The sequence below is a fragment of the Caballeronia sp. LjRoot31 genome (assembly GCF_964253885.1).
GTDB lineage: Bacteria > Pseudomonadota > Gammaproteobacteria > Burkholderiales > Burkholderiaceae > Caballeronia.
This window is the reverse complement of record NZ_CAXURX020000003.1, coordinates 1,118,181-1,135,224: the sequence shown is the minus strand read 5'-3', so window position 1 is coordinate 1,135,224 and position 17,044 is coordinate 1,118,181. Positions and strand designations below refer to the sequence as shown.

The following is a 17,044-nucleotide window of genomic DNA, read 5'->3' as shown; positions in this document are numbered from 1 at the left end:
GGTCGGCCAGAGCAGCGTAAGCCACAATGAGCTTTGATATGGACACCTTGCCATTTACACATCCTTGATGCGCAATTGCCATTCGATCTTCCGGATACATTTGGTCAAGTATTTACAGCGTCACTGGGACTGGAACGGACTCTTGCCAGGAGAGCTAGTGTGGCCAACGTGCGGTCGTCGGTGTATTAGACATGCAGCCGTATGATGTGACGAATGCGCACAGACCGCAGCAAAAATTCCTTTCTTGCTATTGACAAAGCCCTGCGCAAATCCGTATGCGACAACAACATGCGCGTAGGACATGTTTCGTCCAGCCTAAAATGTGGGATGTTAGAACGAATGGATTTGTGGTTGCCCCCTAGTAAAAAAAGTAGATCGTGACCGCATCTGTTACCGAAAAAGCGAACAACGAGATAACGACGAATCGCGCCCTCCAACTGGCGTGTTGAACGATGAGTCCCGCACCGGATTTGTTTTACGGTCAGCGTGGCAAACCAAGGCTCTACCTGATTAAGCCAAGAAGCGGATGTTGGAGTGAAATGGATATGAAAACGCGGATGATGGGCGAACCAGGCACGCGCGGTCGGCGTCTTGTGAGTCCCGTAGTTGTCCATCACCAGATGCACGTCCTACGGCGCTCAGCTATGCCGGCTGCCAATATCCGGTCCGGTGCTTGAATCTGGCTCCGCTCGTCCACAGACCACATCATGGCCTTGGTCGGCGGATCGAGATACAAACCGACGATGTCACGCGTCTTGGCAACGAACTGCGTATCGGTCGACAGCTTGAAGGTTTCCTGACGATGCGGCTGCAGGTCAAACGCTCGCCAGATGCGACTCACCGCCGTCTGCGACAAGCCGCTTTCACGCGCCACGATGCGCGTGCTCCAATGCTTCTCTTTGGTCGGCCGCTCTTCCAGAGTTTTGGCATTAAGTGCATAGACCTGAGCATCATCAATGATGCGTGGCGCGCCTGGCCGGGGCGCGTCGAGCAATCCATCAAGTCGCTGCTTGAGAAAACGCGGCCGCCATTTCGTTATAGTCTGTGGCATGACGCCAAGCGTGTCGGTACGACATTGTTGTGATGCTGCTGGCGCATCCCAGAACGTTGCGCGAACGCAGGGCGAGCGCCTGAGCTGTCTTGCGCCGACGCGGTTAAGCCTACAACTGCTCGCGTTCGGCTTCACTTAGCACCAACTCCGCGTTCGGCCAAGCTCTCATCGCGCCTCCGTCGTATCACACCAACTACATGACGAGCACAACGCAGCGGACAAATACATTCCGCGAACTTCTAACTTAGGACGCCAGCGCTTAACAGAACGGGACACTTCAGCGTGTCATCGACCTGGAACATGGCAACTCGCTCAGTAACGGCACGATCGACGACAATCCGTCCAGCCGTGCTTCGCTCGCGCCGAACCCAACACCGTTGGGCAGACCCCGGAGATGTCCGTTCGATTTTGTGGATACGATCCCACGTACTAGCACTTTGATTGCCAGACACTGATCACGGACAACTTACCAGGCGTTAGCCAGCGGGGGCGATCCGGTTCCAACGTTTCCTGCCGCACAGACCGCTTGCACCGCTCCCCTTCAGACTTGTCTCAACTAGTCGGAGGCAATTATGCAATGGCGACATGCAGTTTTTTCAGTCATTTGGGTTCCCGTTTCTGTTTTGGCATTTATTGTTTCGGTATCCATCATAGAGGTTTCGCTTGCTAGGCAGCGAAAACGTTTTTAAATATTATTCTCTCACGAAGCCATACCGATATATTGAGCGGACCACTATCAGTGGCAACGCCTAGCGAAAAAAATCTCAGTTCGTCACACATGGTTTCGGACCATCCCGACTGGATCAGAAGTTGCATATTTCAAGCATTGATATACCTCTATCTTCCAATTCCAGCAATGCCGATTTAGCCTTTAAACAACCATCGGCAAAGGCTTTGGGTATTGTTCCAGGGTCGACCCAATACCGGCAACGGCTTGAGTGCCTAGCCGCGTACGATCGAATGACCGTGCAAATCCCAGGCCCAGCTTCCTTCATCAAAGTAACGCTGACTTAGCAGATAGATGCACAACAACGTATGCAAACAAGGGTTACGTGAGCCCACCCCACCTAGATTTAGCCTCCATTAAATCAATTACATCATTTGTCTCATTGCATGCGGCTTACGCCGTCTTCTTTCGACAAAACTAAGGATCGACTACCATTGTCGAGCAGATTAATTAGTCGGCCCTGAACAATTGATTTTGCTCGCTGCGAGTTGAGTCACGATAGGGACTTGCAAGCGAGTGTGTTCAACAACAAGGCCAGCATAAGGGCGTAAAAAAACCGCAGCTTCCTGAGGATCATGCGCAGGTTGTGGCCGGCACCGCACAGTACCGCGTGCATCGCATCGCCCAACGCGCCTTTGAGCCAATTACGATCGAGTTTGCCATCCGCTTTCATGTGACCGATGGCCGGCTCGATCGCGCTACGCCGCCGGATCATCGCCCGTAGCCCACGCGTGATGCCACGCCTCAAACCAGGGTGGTAAATCTTTACGCCGTCGAGCGCGACGCCCTTGTAACCCCGATCCACAATCGCCACTTCCGGACTGACATCGCTAAGGATTGCCGCCTGCTCCAAAGCCTCAGCCAGCGTGTGCCCATCGTACGGATTGCCGGGCATTGAGCGCGCGCCGACTACCAGCCCTTCCTTGTGAGTCGTTGTGATCGATACCTTCACGCCAAATTCATATGGTATGCGAACCTTTCCTTTGGCCAGGCACTCGACTTCCGGTGCGTGCAGCGCGTACAGCTTGTTCTTGTCCTTGGGCTTCTGCGACAGAATCCGCTTCGTACGGGCAATCAGTTCCAGCAGCGCAGTGCGAACCGAGTCCGACGCTCGGTCGACTTGCCGTTCGACATCGCGCATCACCCGGCCCACACGCGAGCGCAGCGTACGCAACGTCTTTCTCATGCGCTTGTACTGCTTGGCGTGCGCGTAGCAGCCAATTTGCAGTGCCAGGCGTGGCGCCTCGCGGTTGTAGTTCTGTCTGAGCTTGAGTCCGTGGCGCGCGGCGGCTTTGACCAGATGTTCACGGCACCGCTCGAGCAAGCGTGAATCGGTTGGATGGGCAATTGCCTTGGGCATCACCGTCGTGTCGACGATCACGCGCTTCACGCTCGACGCTTTGATCACGCCTGCACGTTTGGCCGCTTCGATCGTCGCCGCCAACAGTTCTTCAACACCTGCTTCACCAAGGCGCTTGCGCCAGCGTGTCAGGCTCGAAGGATCGATCGGCGGCTCGGTTTGCAGGAACGTCTCGCCAGTGAAGACTTGCCAATAGGGGTTCTCGACCCATTGCCACACGACGTCCTCATCAGACAGGTCAAATGCATGTTGCAGATAGAGCAGGCCCGCGATCAAGCGCGGTGATGTCGCGGGTCGTCCGGCACTGGACACGAAGCTCTCACTCATCGCTGTGCCTAGTCGCTCCCAATCGATCAAGCCGGCCAAGCGCACCAAGGGATGCTTCAAATTGATCTGCTCAAGCAGCGGTTGGCGGAAGAAATCTCGCTCTGTCACACGTGCTTTCGGACCCATTCGGACCTCGCCAGAATTTGCAGGGTTTCGTGCATTAATATGCCCGTCTCCTGCAATTCCAGCAATCCGGTTTCGCCCTTAAACGCCCGTCAGTAAAGGCTTTGGCGATTGTTCAAGGCCGACTAATTACGATTTAAATTTATTGGAAATAATAATAGCTCCCTTTCAAATATAATTTCATCCAATACATTCATGATCTCATCTTTGGAACTCGAGAATTTACGGGCAAAAAGCACCTCTTTCTTTCCGTTCGGACAGTTATTTTGCCGAGAGTCATAAATCACTGACTGACGAAAATCGGGTAAATAACTGGCATCAATATTTTCGGGACTCCGCCTGCCTGGCAGCCAATGCGTAAACGTTAAACTATGGCTAACCTTCTCCCTAAATGACGAATTCCATAATATGGTTTGAAATAAAAATTCATCCGGACAGTCAACATTTTTACAAAATTTATAAAAATTAACGTTTTTATCCAAAAAATCTATTATGTAAACAACGGCATGTCGACTTAGTCCCCACCATTGTGACCCGACCATTGGCTCCGCGTCGCCTAATGAAATTTTGTAATCTCTAGAAACCGACAACCTGTTTATCAAATTCTGAATCCCCCACTTTATGGATATAAGTGGTTTATCCTTTTTTATCCAATATCTAGTCAATCGTTCAACTGATTTTCCGTACTCTACGTTAGGAAACTTAAAAATCTCGATGAACTCGCTTCCCCGCCGATCGCTAAAAAATTTCTCAATATACCTGACCGATTGCAACGGATAGCAAGCGCCGCTCAGCAATACAAAATAATCATGTTGCACCCCATCTGCGATCGCCATTTTTATCAAATCTAATGTGGCATCTACCAGGGAAATGTGCCCCCATACACAATCTCGCCGGTCCCGGCAGAACTTCAATCGCGAATGGTTAAGGATGCTAGTGAACAAATTCGAATTCGCTTTCTTATCTATATGTACATAAAAATGTGCGTTTTCGGACGATAAACTTCGAATTAGCCGTCGCAACTGCACTGGATCACTATGTGCCAATATTAGATATGCGATTCGCAAAATGGAACCCCTCTGATCAGGCTAACGAAATCATCTTCAATGATCAACAGCTATGTTCGGACAGCTGCTACGGCGCCGCGGCTGATGCTAAAAAGCCGCGGCAACGAGTACTTAAGTCGAAACCAAATTAATCGCCCCGTTCGATAAACGCAGTTTTAAATCCATCTAAAGTGCCCCGGTATTAAAAAATTATGACCATTAAAAATATTTAAATACGAAACCTGTGCAGCTCCACCACATCCTGTGCCAGATACAATCCGAATTTGATGTGCCGTTACTATCAAGTACTTACCGTGGCAAGTTTGTGGTTTCGTAGCAACTCATATAAAGAATAAGAACTTATCTACACGCGTCATAGATACATACTTAGTTTAATAATTCAAGAGGGCTTTCCCGCCGAATAATTATAATCAACGTACCGATATGAGCCGTATTTCGAGCCATACTTGTATCGATCAGCTGTTATGCTCATTCCGTTAAAAACTACACCGCTAATTTCGGCACCGACATGTTGCAAACGCTTAATGGATTCAGTAATTTCACCCACCTTTGTAACTCCCGAGTAAGTAACCAAGAATATCGTTCCGGCGAAAGGGGCAACTATTCCTGTATCGGAGACCGCCAACACAGGGGCAGTATCGATTAGGACAATATCGTACTGGTCTGAGAATTTTCTAATCAGACTTTCTAAACTAGGTCCAATCAGCAGTTCAGCTGGATTAGGCGGAAGGTATCCAGTCGAAATAAAATCAAGATTTTCCATAACGCCGCTGTGCAGTACATCATTCACGTTCATCGTTTGCGCAATTAGGTCGGAAATTCCTCCCAAACGCTCGATCGAGAAATATCGATGCAGGGTGCCTTTTCTTAAATCTAAATCTATCAACAAGACCCGTTTTCCTGATTTTGCTAGAATTGCAGCAAAATTAGCCGACACGAAAGATTTACCCACTTTGGGTGCGGTCCCTGTTATAAGGACAACATTATTCTTAGTATTCAACATCGCGAACTGGAGCGTCGTCCGCAAACTACGCAAACTTTCAATCGCTGGCTCATTTGAAGCAACCAGCGCCAGCAGAGCGGTTCCATTGCCGTTGTTTTGTACACCTTTATTGATATCATGTTGTACTTGACTGAAAGGGACAGTCGCATAGACGCTCAACTCTGCGCGCCGCTCTATCTCATTGGGGTCGGTCACCCCACGAAAAAGGATATTTCTCAGAAGCGCAATGGCTATCCCAATCGCTAGTCCAACGCCTAACCCTGCCACCAAGATAAGGAGCCGTTTCGGCTTTATTGGTCTATCGGGCACGGATGCGATGTCGACCAAACGAACACTTCCCACTTTGCCGGCCTTGACAAGCTCTAGTTGATAATAATTACCGAGCAATGAAGTATATAGATCGGTGTTAACTTGCACGTCAAGCAAAAGGCGCACGGTGTCTTGCTGAGAGTTAGGTAGCCGCTTGATCTTACTTTCTATCGTGCCATGATACTCATCCAAAGTGGCGATTTGTTCACTTAGTGAGCGTATTGCAGGATGCGATGGTCCAAACCGAAGACGCAATTCCTCCCGTTTTTGTTTGAGCTCCAATAGGCGCGTTTGGGCATCGACCGCTTGACTTAGATCGAGTTTGGCCTCTTCCGTCAAATCAATCACACCCTGCGCATTCCGCATGCTTGTATATCGGCTTTGCGCCGCTTCGACCTTTGATTTTATTTGTGGAAGCTGCTCGCTGAGAAAAACTAAAGATTGAGCTGCTTCGGCCGATTTTCTTTCGATGTTCTGATGTATATATTGACGCCCAATTTCGTTGAGTTGTTGACTAACATCGTCCGGCGTGCTCGCCTGGAGCACGGCAATGAGCACTCCAGATTCCTTGATTTTTTCTTGGATGTCCAGAGAATGCTGGATTTTCGTTACCGTTTCGTCACGGGAGCGTCGCGTCACCTCAAATACCGCGCCAACACCTCCTACTATGCTCCGAATTTTTAGCTTTATATTTCCGAAAGCCGTTGCAATCGACTGTTCGTTGTCAACAGTCACCTTTAACGGGTGATCGAGGGCTTTTCCTGAGAGTTCGTATTGACCGGCGCCGAGGACGGTTAACTGGAACCGCTTACCCTCAAGCTGTGGGGGGACGTCGAAGATAGAAACATCAATTGATTCATTGCCCCAACCGAAGCCGCCAAAACCCAACAAACCCGGGGAGAATGTTGCCCAATCATGCCTAGCGATCCACCCCCCCACAATTGGAAAGCGCCTCGGCGTTGCCTCTATAAATAAATGAAGCTGATCGACCGTGCGTCCAACGACCAATCGAGATCCCAAAATTTGACTCTCCGCCGAAGCTGTCGATTTAACATCGAACAAAGAAGAAATGTCGCCAATTAGGCTTTTTGCCGCAGACGAATCGGGTGTTTCCTCCACCTGGACCATGATATCCGACTCGTAAACGGGTGTAGCGAGAAGTGCGTACATAGCAGCACCGACGAAAAATATCGCCGTTATCACTAAAATCAAACCCCTATTTTCGATGAAAATATCTAAAATAGCAAAAAAATCAAGATCTTCTTCCTGCTCAAGATTGGCAATTGCCATCGAATTATTTTTACTCATTGAATAGAACCAAGGAAACGTTCAACTAGATTTAACGGGCATCTATTCCAAAATCAACTTATCTTATCTATTTTTTGGATCCAATTTCCGACGCCCCGCTCGATGAGAGTCAAGCTATATTCAAAATCCTCGATATTTCTTTTGTATGGATCGGGGACATCGAATTCACCGAATTCTCCGAGCCGAAACACTCTGCCCCGAGTAAACGGATAGCGTGCTTCAATCATATATTTTTGCTTTACATCCATCGCTAATATGATTTCCGCCATTTGGCAGTGCAACCCGTTTAGCCGGGTTGCACGATGATCACCAATACTTAATCCTTTGGCAGACAAAAGGTTCTGGGCATGCTCGGCAGCTGGAAGGCCGATAAGCGCCTCCAGTCCAGCTGAAAAAACGTGGCAGTCGCTGACCCGCGTCCGAAACAACGCTACCGCCATCGGACTACGACAGATATTTCCGATACATACGATTAGAATCGATCGAATCATTTTAATTATTCTGCTCTGTGCGCTGCAGATAATATGCCGTCGTAGAGGTTCCTAAGAGTTGCGAAATCACGCGATTCCATCGAACTACGCCGGGAGCATCGACATAGACAAGATCGTTCGCTCTAAGCTCGAAATTACTTGCTAGGCCGATCGCACCTGCCGAGTTGCTCGCGAGATGAAACACCTCTGGCATATCGCCTGGCTTGGATGGACGGATCACATAAATTCGATCCGGGTCACCGGTTGTTTGACTAACACCGCCGGCATCGGCCAAAGCGTCCGATAGACTCAGGCGACCATTGCTACGGAATGACACCGCAGTTTGCTTACCTACTTCCCCCATTACAAAAGCCCGATGTTCTGCAAGCAGGGGAACCCGCACCATATCGTTATCGTCAATTGGTATTGACGTCGGGCTGCCACCGCGCTCCAGCAGATCCGGTAGATTGATTAAGTAATTGTGATTCTTCCGCGTTAGCTGGATACGGCTTGCGTCACCGGTCGATGGAATACCGTTCGCCTCGCTCAAGAGTTCGGCTAGAGTCGGAGGAACATCGGTAATTTGCTTAACACCAGGCGATCGAACCTCGCCGTCGATATATGCTTTTTTACTCCGGTATCCAATTACTCGAACCGTAACCTGAGGATCGCTGATAAACGGCTTTAGTTTTGCAGTGATCAGCTGCTGTGCTTGATTTTCCGTAAGCCCTGCAACTTTCACGAGCCTAATGTATGGAAATTGTACGTATCCATCTTGAGTAACCACATACCCAGATAACGCCTGTGATGCCATCCCGACTGACGGAGCATTGACAGTCGAACCTACATTATATGTAAGGTTTGGCAGCACCAATTCGGGATGGTCCCAGACAATTATCGATAGAACGTCGGCCGGACCAACCTTATATTCGCGGGGCACTCCGGTCAATTGGTTCGCATCAAGTGCATTGATCCGTGACGCATCTAGATCAGCTGCCTGTTTTTTGACAAGTTCCATGGTAATTGGGATAACGCTTGGGATGGACGTACGGTCGCTAGGATCGATAGCGGAGCGACCGTTGAAGTACATCCCGGGAATGATCGTACAAGCACTCAGAGAAACACCGAACGTCAATAGAACGATTATTGTGTTAACACGGATGCTATTGAATAACATGGGAAAGTTCGATGCCTCGATTAAGGAAAAAACACTCTTCCAGTGGAATGGCGCGCTTGCGTATCCTGGACTCCATATTTATCTGATCAGCGTTACGCGGCGATTCGCGCGTATATCGTACATCTGTCTGACTTTGTTACTTCGGATCCGCTCACATCATGTCGCTACCGTAATTCCGGCATAAGGTGAGATCGCTGTCCGTTGCATAGTATGACCAAACAATACGCCCACAACCCAAAGGAGTTTTAATGCTGCAAAATCACCCAAATTCATTTGTTACGCCGGCTGGCGCCAAGACCATAGGAAAAGCGGTACGACATTATCATATAAAAATTCCAGGGAGCTCAGTTTCATAACCTAGCGATATTGCGTGTGTGTTCAAAAATCTTCTTGGTAATCTTTCCAGAATATCTTAGGCCAGCGTCGACCGCTTCGGAACTCATTGGCGCCCAGCGACAAGGCTTTGACCGATAATGTCCTACCTCTACGGTGATCATTGCGGACAATGGTGTTCGGACTACGGAACTGAAATATTGTGAGGAATTGAAACGAGAATTTCCGAGATAGGGCTACGCATGAACGAGGTAGGCCCTAACTCGTTCATGCGGACGCAATCATGGGTCGAGGATGCGCCAGTCGGACGGGCGAACTTCGCACGGCTCGCCTTGAAGCGCGAACTGCGTCAGATCGTCCGACTGCACCGGTGGCATCCGTCAGAGCAGCTTGTGTTGCGTGGCGGTCTGAAATGGAGCCCCGAACAAGATGGATTTGTCCGATATTGGAAAAGTACGTGGCATTGCCGGCAACCGTTCTTTAGATACTGGACCATCCAATACTCTCTAAATATCGAGCTACACGAAAATGCTCGTTTTCAACGGTTATCGTCTCGATCGTAAGACGATGTAAAGCGATGACGATCACCGAAGGCGTCAGTGCCAACCAACTATTTTCAACTCAGAGGTGACGTCGTGCCTAAAGTTACGGTGTTAATGCCGGTTTATAACGGCGAAAAATATATTGCAGATGCGATTGACTCGATTCTTGCTCAAACCTTTACCGACTTCGAATTCCTGATCGTCGACGATGGTTCGACCGACAGAACATCAGACATCGTAGCCACATACGCGCAGGTCGATTTACGTATTAAAATTTTCCACAAAACAAACTCCGGCGTCGTAGATGCACTGAATATCGGCTTGACTATGTCCTCAGGAAAATATATCGCCCGAATGGACGCCGATGACGTCGCTTTGAACAACAGACTGCAGCGGCAGGTACGACTTTTGGACGACAATGCATCCGTAGTCGCGTGCGGGTCCTCATTTTCCAAGTTTGGCGCGAAAGCCGGCCTAGTGAAAATGCCTGAAACCGACGCGCAATGTAGGTTATTTCAGTTGATAGGTTCATGCTTCGCTCACCCGTCCGTAATGCTGCGAGCAGAGACGTTAAAAAATAATAAGTTATATTATTTGAATGAATATTTATATGCGGAAGATTATAAATTATGGGCCGATATGTCCCAATATGGATCACTTATTAATATTCAGGAGCCCTTGCTTTTCTATCGAATCCATAACGAACAGACAGGAATAAATAAAATTGACAGACAAAGAGCAGCACATTTGAAAATCGCCTTGGAAAATTTCTCGTACGCACAAATTCCAGTACAAACGGACAAGCTGAAATCATTCCTGTGGCCACAAATCCGCGGCACGTATGATGTCGCGTTCTATATTATGCAGTCTTTCGCACTAATCTTTGGTCTACTTAAGCACAGTCGGTTGCGTCGCCTTTTTTTTTGCAAAGTTATGTTCAACATTCTTGCGACAAACAGCGCACGCCTTTTACGCTCCGCGTGTACGCGGTGGCAGCATTACTAGAGCATGGATGACTATGACAATAGCTTGGCTTTCGAATTTGAGGACGGAACTCGGATCAAATTCGATCCCGAAATCCAAAATGGTTATTCTGATCTTTCGCTTAAGCACACTCCGTCATCATCGAGGGCTCCCGGCGATATTGCGCGGTATCATGGTCATTTTTGTCGGTATAAATTACCTTTTTCTCGACCTACTTCTGAATATTGAATTAAGACCCACGACGAAAATTGGATGGGGACTCGTCATTTATCACGCATCACATATGGTAATCCATCCGAACACAGTGATCGGCGATAATTGCATTATGCGACATGGTCTAACGATAGGTAATAAGTTCAAACGAAAGACATCAATGCAAAGTGATTGCCCGGTAATCGGAGACAACGTAGAGTTTGGAGCTTACGCCCTAGTGATCGGTCCGATAATTATTGGATCAGGCAGCACTATCGGAGCGATGACACTCGTAGATTTCGACGTCGCAGAAAATCAGATAGTTGTCGGAAATCGAAGTCACATATTGGTTAATATACAAACAGATTCTGAAAAATATGTACAAAGAAAAAAAGCCAGCTAAATATAGCTACCGTAGCTTTTTCATGCTCGAGTTTGGGTATGTATTCTTGCTACTGGTTTTTTATGCCACTCAATTTAGCGATATGAGTAAGGATTTGGCAAATGTCTACGCCGTAGTTATTCTTGCCTGGATGATTCTTTGCCTTACGTCGGGTATCCACCGTCTCCCTGGACGGGATATCTACATTCTATTCGGGATTTTAGTACTGCTCGCAATTAACATCTCCGTAAACATAAATTCAACCAACCTTCTCGATGCTGTGAAAATAGGTGCTATATTTTTATTTTACTTTGCAGGAAAATCAACAAGATCAGATCACTTCGACAAATTGCCTGGAAAACTGTTGGTACGTGTATTCGTTCTTCTTCCTGTTTTTATCTCCATATTCGATTTGTACTTCAGAGGCCAAGCCACCGGCGATGCTATTGGTGATACAACTGTCGCATTTTTTTCGAACAGAAATAATGCGGTTCTTTACTCCGTAGTCTCGTGTTGGATACTCGCTCTGGCAAATGTTAATCGCTGGATGATTTTAGCGTATATGGTGGGTTGTGCGTTGGTTTTCAAGACACTTGGAGCGCTGGTAGCGGTCGGAGTCGCGATATATCTGGTTTATTTCGGACTCAATTTTCTTAAACTCATGGCGATCGCGGTGATTTTCTTAGCGCTTTATTTTGCCATCGGACCTGAACTATCCGAATTATCGGTTTTTGGACGCATGCAGGATGCAATGTCTGGGGTAACGGGGGCTTTATCGGCATCGGGAGGGCTTCTGGGACTCGATCGCATGAACTACGGCGAGCTTGCACACGCAGCAGGAACTACGGATATTTCATTTATTTTTCGCCTAAAACACTGGATAAATATTATCAACATCTACGACACCGGAAGTATTTGGCACCAGTTATTCGGTTTTGGAGTTGATTCCAGTCTTGATCTGACAGACTTGAATCTACTTCCTCACAATGATTACCTTCGATTCTTTTTCGAACTTGGTCCAGGTCTGTTTTCGGCATTTTTGGGCTTAAATGCTCTGATCGTGTGGCGAATCGGTCGAACACTTCTGATGATTCCCGCAATTTTTATATTTGTTTACTGTTTCTCAGAAAATATTGTCAATAATTTTTTAGTAATGACTCTATTTTATTACATGGCGGGAGCCCTAACCGCCCAACGCCCACGACTCAACCCCTATTTAGCTCCGTCGGCCGCGTTCGCAAACGCCCCATAAATTATGAAAAATATCCTGAATATTTCACAGAATTTTTTTGTTCGTGGCGGTTCGGACAGCTATTTCTTCGCACTGACTGATCTGCTCGAGGAACACGGACATGCGGTGATACCGTTTGCCGCGAAACACGAGATGAACAAACCTACTCCATGGGATCGCTATTTCCCTTCTGCCGCGAATTTTGAGAATCCGAACACGAGCGACGCGCTACGGTACATGTATTCCTTAGACGCGAAGCGCGCGATGCGAAGGCTACTTGCTGAAAATCCCATAGATGTGGCGCATCTTCACATCTATTATGGAAAACTCACATCCTCAATATTATCGGAACTCCGGTCAAAGGGAATACCGATTGTACAAACGCTGCATGAATATAAGTTGATCTGTCCGGTATATACGTGCCTTAGAGACGGCAAACCGTGCGAAGCGTGCGGCGGACGGCAGTTTTGGAAAGCGTCTTGGCATAATTGTAATCGAGGGTCCGTCACACGAAGTATCGTTTCCACGGTGGAATCTTACGTTTCCAAGTTGATAGGAAATATTGAAAGCATCGATCAATTTGTTGCGGTCAGCCAGTTCATCAAAGACCGGATGATTCAGAATGGTGTTGGACCTAATAAAATTACTGTCGTGCGAAATTTCGTTGACTGTAATCGCTTCAGCCCCTCTAGCAGCGAAGGAAAGTATTTTCTCTATTTCGGTCGAGTCGAAAAGATTAAAGGAATTGAAACGATGTTGCGAGCCTTCGCAAAAAATCCGGATATTCCGTTGATCGTCGCTGGCGATGGCTCATTTATGGACTCTGCGAGACAAATCGCTGCCGAGCATTCGAAAATTAATGTTCATTTTGTAGGCTTCAAATCCGGGTTGGAATTGCATCGATTGATTCAAGATTCAATAGCCACCATACTTCCGGCGGAATGGTATGAGAATTGCCCTATGGCGATTCTCGAGTCGTTTGCATTGGGCCGGGCGGTCATCGGTGCGGATATCGGAGGAATTCCGGAATTAATATCTAATGGTGTGGATGGGTTCGTATTTCCCGCAAAATCGACTGAAATACTTTCTGAACATGTTCGATATCTATGGCAACACAAAGCGGAAGCATTTCAGATGGGCGGACGGGGTCGCGCGAAGGTGATGAGGGACTTTAATGCTGACGTGCATTATCAACAGTTACGATCTATGTATGAGCGATTAATCTAGTACATCAACAGGCGAATGCGGTATGAGCGAGTTGAGGGGGGGCCTTGGTCATAGTGGTCATTGTGTAACAATGCCAGTCCTGCGTTAGCAACTTGAATCTCCCCGTTGCGATGCCCTTACTGCTGTGATACTCGTCCCACGCAGAAGTAGTAGTTTTCCAATAGTCAGCCCCTACACTTAATATAAAGACGGGTGCCGAAGGGACATTTTTAAATTTTTCGATAGGTAACAAGCGAGCCTCTACCGTCACTATTATTCCGATGATCGGATTATCATTCGGGAAGTTGACTCTTCCAGCCTTCGGCCAAAACTGAAAAGGATGTTCACCGACAAGTTGGGCTAACGTACTACCAGCAGGCGTCGCGATTATCGACGCGAATGTACTCTCGTTGTTTATATAGCTCGGCTCATATATCCCGCCAGTGACGCTATCGGTTGACTGAATCTTCTGAACGTTGAAATTATTATCGATAATATAGGTTTGAAAATTTCTTATCTCGATTTTTTGTTGCACATCCTTACCAGGGTTATTTTGATAAACCTGCCCCCATCCAGTGATAGCCTTAAAGCCGTCAGGCGGAGTTCGTTGTTGAATAATGGGATGACGAAACCAATCATAGCTGTCGGGTACTCCATTTGGAAGTCGCTGATGCGGATTCTGCATATCAGTGACCATGTTCTCCAGGGTCATGGTCAGCGCAGTTGATGGCGCGGGGAATAAAGCCAGATATCCAAAAAATAAAGAAAAGACTAACCGCCTTTTAAGTTTGATACTTGCTTTCCGATGTTTATTTAATTTTTTATTCATTTTATTCCTCGCGACGATTTAATTAACGTAAACGAAATATATTCGACCGTGGGTCTAGAGCGATACAGTTACTTTGCCCCTCTTTCATTCCATAATCGTTGAACTTAATACCTTTTTATCCGAATAATAACGAGTCTTCACGTCGCAACGCATAAGGGATGGTTTTATGCAACAAGGACCGCCGAGTCGAAAACGATTGTTATGTATCTCAATACTTATATTGTCAGATTGCGTAACTAGTCGATGACGGTAACGTTGATTTCGCGACCACATTTCCTCAATTAGAGACGTGAGCTTGATGGCACCCAGAAGGATCCACGGTGCTAATAGCGGTGAGCTACATCATTGGGCCCGCGTCACGTGAGGATTCTGCTCCGCTAGGCGTCGAGACATTCGGCTTACGGATGTGTTTATGGGCGTTTCATCTCAGCCTTCATAGCTCCGAGCGCGGCTACATTGACCCTCTTTATTGATGGCCAGCCACCTCGCCCTTGATCCGGAGGCACTCCTCGTTGCCAGCTCTTCCCTACAAATCACCTGCGGCCACAAGACGATTTCTTCATGCCAGGAGCGGCTTGATCACGCCGCGGTGCCTGATCGATAATCAAGCAGATCCACGCTCAGTTCAATGCGAGAACAATCCCTGGCACCTTGGAATGACATGACCGGAGAGTTAGGCGAAATCACTCTGAATCCGACCGGCCTCCTCTTCGAGGCGGTTTAAAACTCGCCGCATCGATGTGTCGGTGCTGAGCAATGGTTCCCGTTTTGCTAAGCGCCGAAGGGCGAACGCGGCGATCGCGATAAATCCTTCGTCAATACCATTCAGACCGAATTTGAATATTCCCCTGGCGTTTCGCAGTTTTGTTGAATCTCGCCCCGTGCATGCTTGCCACGCTTCATTCAGAGAGGACGGAGGGATTGAATGATGGGTCAGACTGACATCGAGAGCTTCAGCCCAGTCAAACCATTTCATAACGTGTGCTTTATCGAAAGGCAATACGGGTATCCAAGGAACTCTTAAAGCATCAGCGACAATCGCTCCGTGCATTGCCTCGGAGATCACAAGCTGGCTGGCTTGAATGTCTTCTAGAACTGCGTCGACTGGTTTTCGAGGGTCAATATAATGTATTCCTGCGCGACGACACGCCACTTGCCAATGCCCCCTAAATGCACTTTGAAAATGTGGCATGAATGATACTGCAATCGACGGGCCAATTGGTTCGGGTCGATAGTGGTTAATGAGAATTGCAGCATCCCCCGCTACATATTTCCGATCGAGTCCACACGCGTCCGCGGTACGTGGACCGCGGACACAGTAGATCATCCATTTATCATCGATAGTAGGAGGAGATGTGTATCCTCCAAAGCCGGAACCAAATACAAGCTTCCGTTTATTCCGAGGATGGTGATCAAATAAAATCGAACCAATCCCGAGGAATAGAGTTTCATCGTTTTGATCGAAAAAATTCTTAAATATTTTTGGAAGAAGCCACTCATTTAGCTCGTCACCAAAATTGGGAGCCTCGCCCCTGTAAAAGTACATTTTCATTTTATTCCTTTGGCATCCGCGTATAAAAATAAGCGAAAAAACCCATCAAAAGCGCGATCAGCGCGCGCGGGTGGCGCCTGTGGCCGATCAGTTCCCGGATAAAACGATTGATTATCAACGTACCGCGCGAGCCAAAAGCATGTTTTGCATATACGGCGCCGCCGCCGTAGCTGTAGTACAAATTTCGCTGGCGCGACTCTTTTTCCTGTCGCCGATGATCGTGCCATACCGTGGGGCCCGGGAAGTACCCGCCTTGCCAGCCCATTAAACCAGCTCTAAGTGCGACATCCCATTCTTCACCTGCAAAGGGAGTACCGGCGCCGAATCTCGAATCGAATAGACCCGTGGCATTAAGGCAACGTTGGCTGAATGCCATATTTGATCCCTGGATGAGTCCCCGAGGAACGTAACCTGAGGAATCTAAGAGAATCTCGTAATCTCGATCGTTGCAACCGAGCTGCGATTGATTTTCGGTGTATCGAACAACCCTACCCGATCCGAATCCAAATTTACGCCCCTCAAAAACCTTTAACCATTCTCGCACGAATTTTCGATCTACATAGCAGTCGTCATCGATGAAGATAAGTAGTTCACCTTTTGCTTGGAAGATAGCGACGTTCCTACCCGCCGCATTTCCGGGGACGAAGGTCTGCAATACATAGCAACTACAGCGGCAATCCAATGCGAAGCTCTGCATCAAACCATGAGAGATCCCGTCGGTCGAGCCATTGTCAACCAACAGCACCTCCATATCGGCAGGAGCGTCGAGGGCAGCAATGTATTCCAAGCACGTCTGGAGACGGGCGCCCCCGTTTTTACTGCACAGGATCAAACTGACTTTCATCCTAAGATCTTCCCTCAAACGATTACG

General features: G+C 47.9%; 14 protein-coding genes. 4 read left to right on the top strand and 10 right to left on the bottom strand.

All coding sequences use genetic code 11. The annotated features are described in order from the left end of the window. Nucleotides 1–185: 185 nt before the first annotated feature. From ACSQ8V_RS33760 to ACSQ8V_RS33730, 7 genes are all read right to left on the bottom strand, one after another. Nucleotides 186–614 carry a transposase gene (locus tag ACSQ8V_RS33760; RefSeq protein ID WP_436209240.1) on the bottom strand — a complete coding sequence of 143 codons (429 nt, stop codon included), beginning with the start codon at nt 612–614 and terminating at the stop codon, nt 186–188. Further along, nucleotides 614–1,186 carry a helix-turn-helix domain-containing protein gene (locus ACSQ8V_RS33755; protein ID WP_436208716.1) on the bottom strand — a complete coding sequence of 191 codons (573 nt, stop codon included), beginning with the start codon at nt 1,184–1,186 and terminating at the stop codon, nt 614–616. Before ACSQ8V_RS33755 ends, ACSQ8V_RS33760 begins: the two co-directional genes overlap by 1 nt. A 1,085-nt stretch (nt 1,187–2,271) precedes the next feature. Further along, nucleotides 2,272–3,591, bottom strand: a complete 1,320-nt coding sequence (locus ACSQ8V_RS33750; protein ID WP_436206402.1) for an IS5 family transposase — start codon at nt 3,589–3,591, stop codon at nt 2,272–2,274. Nucleotides 3,592–3,713: 122 nt separating this feature from the next. Further along, on the bottom strand, nt 3,714–4,655 hold the full coding sequence (locus tag ACSQ8V_RS33745; protein WP_436208715.1) for a beta-1,6-N-acetylglucosaminyltransferase: 942 nt from the start codon (nt 4,653–4,655) through the stop codon (nt 3,714–3,716). Nucleotides 4,656–5,034: 379 nt separating this feature from the next. Beyond that, nucleotides 5,035–7,275, bottom strand: coding sequence for a polysaccharide biosynthesis tyrosine autokinase (locus ACSQ8V_RS33740; protein WP_436208714.1), 2,241 nt, complete (start codon nt 7,273–7,275; stop codon nt 5,035–5,037). A 53-nt stretch (nt 7,276–7,328) separates the two neighbouring features. Then, nucleotides 7,329–7,766, bottom strand: coding sequence for a low molecular weight protein-tyrosine-phosphatase (locus ACSQ8V_RS33735; protein ID WP_436208713.1), 438 nt, complete (start codon nt 7,764–7,766; stop codon nt 7,329–7,331). Nucleotide 7,767: 1 nt separating this feature from the next. Further along, a complete protein-coding gene (locus ACSQ8V_RS33730; protein WP_436208712.1) occupies nt 7,768–8,922 on the bottom strand; it encodes a polysaccharide biosynthesis/export family protein in 1,155 nt (384 codons plus the stop codon). Between the two features lie 932 nt (nt 8,923–9,854). Here ACSQ8V_RS33730 and ACSQ8V_RS33725 point away from each other — a divergent pair. The 4 genes from ACSQ8V_RS33725 to ACSQ8V_RS33710 are packed head-to-tail and all read left to right on the top strand — an operon-like array spanning nt 9,855 to nt 13,813. Next, entirely contained in the window at nt 9,855–10,802 is a 948-nt protein-coding gene (locus ACSQ8V_RS33725; RefSeq protein ID WP_436208711.1) for a glycosyltransferase family 2 protein, read from the top strand. 7 nt (nt 10,803–10,809) lie between these two features. Continuing rightward, nucleotides 10,810–11,376 (top strand): serine acetyltransferase, encoded by a 567-nt coding sequence (locus ACSQ8V_RS33720; RefSeq protein WP_436208710.1) that lies wholly within the window; start codon nt 10,810–10,812, stop codon nt 11,374–11,376. Next, nucleotides 11,351–12,607, top strand: coding sequence for a hypothetical protein (locus tag ACSQ8V_RS33715; protein WP_436208709.1), 1,257 nt, complete (start codon nt 11,351–11,353; stop codon nt 12,605–12,607). Before ACSQ8V_RS33720 ends, ACSQ8V_RS33715 begins: the two co-directional genes overlap by 26 nt. Before the next feature lie 3 nt (nt 12,608–12,610). Then, complete coding sequence (locus ACSQ8V_RS33710) at nt 12,611–13,813, top strand: glycosyltransferase family 4 protein (RefSeq protein WP_436208708.1); 1,203 nt, start codon at nt 12,611–12,613, stop codon at nt 13,811–13,813. A 4-nt stretch (nt 13,814–13,817) separates the two neighbouring features. Here the strand turns inward: ACSQ8V_RS33710 and ACSQ8V_RS33705 are convergent, their stop codons facing one another. From ACSQ8V_RS33705 to ACSQ8V_RS33695, 3 genes are all read right to left on the bottom strand, one after another. After that, on the bottom strand, nt 13,818–14,621 hold the full coding sequence (locus tag ACSQ8V_RS33705) for a hypothetical protein (RefSeq protein WP_436208707.1): 804 nt from the start codon (nt 14,619–14,621) through the stop codon (nt 13,818–13,820). 673 nt (nt 14,622–15,294) lie between these two features. Beyond that, nucleotides 15,295–16,173, bottom strand: a complete 879-nt coding sequence (locus ACSQ8V_RS33700; RefSeq protein ID WP_436208706.1) for a polysaccharide pyruvyl transferase family protein — start codon at nt 16,171–16,173, stop codon at nt 15,295–15,297. Between the two features lies 1 nt (nt 16,174). Continuing rightward, entirely contained in the window at nt 16,175–17,017 is an 843-nt protein-coding gene (locus ACSQ8V_RS33695) for a glycosyltransferase family 2 protein (RefSeq protein WP_436208705.1), read from the bottom strand. Nucleotides 17,018–17,044 lie beyond the last annotated feature (27 nt).